Origin of the sequence: Pseudarthrobacter sp., from assembly GCF_036675385.1 — a bacterium.
Taxonomy (GTDB): domain Bacteria; phylum Actinomycetota; class Actinomycetes; order Actinomycetales; family Micrococcaceae; genus Arthrobacter.
Window position 1 is genome coordinate 1 of the sequence record NZ_JAKFFD010000084.1, and the last position, 2,230, is coordinate 2,230.

The following is a 2,230-nucleotide window of genomic DNA, read 5'->3' on the forward strand; positions in this document are numbered from 1 at the left end:
CTCCCCCGCGGCAAAGTGGTCCAGCAGCCGGGGGTCAACATAGCTCTTCCGGGCGATCGACGGCGTGTTCCCCAGCACCGCGGCAGCCTCCAGCATGGCCACGCTGATGGCGCCCTTCCGCGCCGTAACGGTCGGTTGCGGGCCGCTGCGTGCCAGGCTGACGGCGGCGGCTACCGTCCCGTGCAGGGTCCGGAAGTCCTTGGCGGTGAAGTCCAGGCCCGTCCGCTCCTTGACGTAGGCATTGATGTCCGCGCTGGTGACCGGCCGCCAGGTCCGGCCCTCCTTGAACGCCAGCAGCCTGGCATTTCCACCGCGGCGCTTGAGCATCCGCACCAGGGCGGAGAGGTCGGCGTCGTGGATTTCCGACTCCCAGTCTTTCCCGCTCTTGGCCGGAAACCTCAGCTCCAGGCACTCCTTGCGGACGTGGACATGCGCACACAGGAGCGTGGCCAGGCCGCGGCTGCCGTTCTCGTTGGTGTACCGCTCGGACCCCACCCGCAGGGACCCGCTGTCCAGCATCCGGAAGGCCGCCGCCAGGACACGTTCGCGGCTGGGGCCGTCGCTGCGCAGGTCCAGGGTGACCAGCCGGCGGGCGGTGGGCAGCGACTCGGCCAGCTGCAGGGCACGGTCGAACTTCACGCGGTCTTTCCGCTCCCGCCAGGCGGGGTGGTAGATGTACTGCCGCCGGCCCACCGCATCGAGGCCTGTCGCCTGGATGTGCCCGTTGTCGAACGGCGCAATCCAGACGTCGGTCCAGGCCGGCGGGATGCCGATGCTTTCCAGCCGTTCCCGGACAGGCCCCTGCTGCAGTACGGAGCCGTCCAGGTCCCGGTAGCTGAAGCCCGTCCCGGCGGGCACGCGACGGTAGCCGCGGCCGTTGGTGTTGCTGCGGCGGAGCCTCACGGGACGGCAACCAGCGGGGTCATCGGTTCCATGAAGGAAAGCGTACTGAGTTTTGACTGGAATACGCGTCCATCAACTGGTGTTATTGGTTAGGTGCCTACTCCCCCTGAAACCGACTCTTTACCCAAGACCGCTGTGACCGCGCCAGCAGGTCCCAAGGCAGTAGACAAGGAGACGACGGCGGGAGTCCTGTTCGGTTTCGGCGCGTACGGGCTGTGGGGGCTGCTCCCGCTGTACTTCTTTGCGTTGATGCCCGCCGGTGCGGTGGAGATCGTGGCCAACCGCGTGGTGTGGTCGCTGTTTTTCTGCGTCCTCCTGATCACGGTCACCCGGTCCTGGCGTGCGCTGGCAGCAGCCTTCCGCGACCGTTCCGTGTTCGGCACCCTCGCCATCGCGGCCGCACTCATTGCCGTGAACTGGCTGACCTATACCTACGGCGTCACCACCGGCCAGGCCGTCGAAGCCGCCCTGGGCTACTTCATCAACCCCCTGGTCTCGGTCCTCCTGGGTGTGTTCGTCCTGAAGGAGAAGCTGCGCCCCCTCCAGTGGGCCGCCGTCGGAATCGGTTTTGTAGCGGTGGGCGTGCTCACGGTGAGCTACGGCAAACTGCCCTGGATCGCCCTGACGCTGGCCGTCAGCTTTGGCCTGTACGGGTTTGTGAAGAAGCGCGTTGGCCCGAAGGTGGACGCGGTGACCAGCCTCAGCGTGGAAACCATTGTGCTGGCCCCTGTCGCCGCGGCCACCATGGTGTTCCTCGGCGTCAGCGGCTCGGCCACCCTGGCCAGCCAGGGCCCCGGGCACTTCTGGCTCCTGGTGGCCTCCGGCGTGATCACCGCGGTGCCGCTGCTGTTCTTCGGTGCGTCGGCCCGCCGGCTGCCCATGACCACCATCGGGCTGCTGCAGTACGTTGCCCCGCTCCTGCAGTTCATCGTGGCGCTGGTGGTGTTCCAGGAAGCCATGACCACCAGCCGCTGGATCGGCTTCGGTGTGGTGTGGCTGGCCCTGCTGGTGCTGACCGTCGACATGCTCCGGATGGCAGGCAAGAACTCAAGGGCCAGGAAGCGGGCCCGCGCCTCATAGTACGAGCGCGAAAGAACACTTGAGGCCCCGGAAACGTGAGTTTCCAGGGCCTCAAGTGTTCGTTCGCGCCGTTGCGAGAGGGCGCTAACTCTGTGGCGGGGTCCTAGGCGTTGGCCTTGATGGCCGCGGCCAGGACGTCCAGGCCGTCGTTCAGCAGGTCGTCGGTGATGACCAGCGGGGGCAGCAGGCGGATGACGTTGCCGTAGGTGCCGCAGGTGAGGATGATGACACCCTCCTTGAGGCAGGC

The 2,230-nt window shown here is 67.1% G+C and carries 2 protein-coding genes and 1 pseudogene; 1 reads left to right on the forward strand and 2 read right to left on the reverse strand.

Annotated elements, in window-relative coordinates:
* A partial coding sequence (locus tag V6M49_RS06855) for a DNA topoisomerase IB (RefSeq protein ID WP_332760646.1) occupies positions 1–903 on the reverse strand: 903 nt, incomplete at its 3' end.
* Between the two features lie 135 nt (positions 904–1,038).
* On the opposite strand from V6M49_RS06855, the gene rarD reads away from it, so the two are divergent.
* Positions 1,039–1,983, forward strand: a complete 945-nt coding sequence (rarD, locus tag V6M49_RS06860) for an EamA family transporter RarD (protein WP_332760647.1) — start codon at positions 1,039–1,041, stop codon at positions 1,981–1,983.
* A gap of 103 nt (positions 1,984–2,086) precedes the next feature.
* On the opposite strand, the pseudogene V6M49_RS06865 reads toward rarD, so the two are convergent.
* Positions 2,087–2,230, reverse strand: a pseudogene (locus V6M49_RS06865) (4-aminobutyrate--2-oxoglutarate transaminase); the annotation flags it as partial.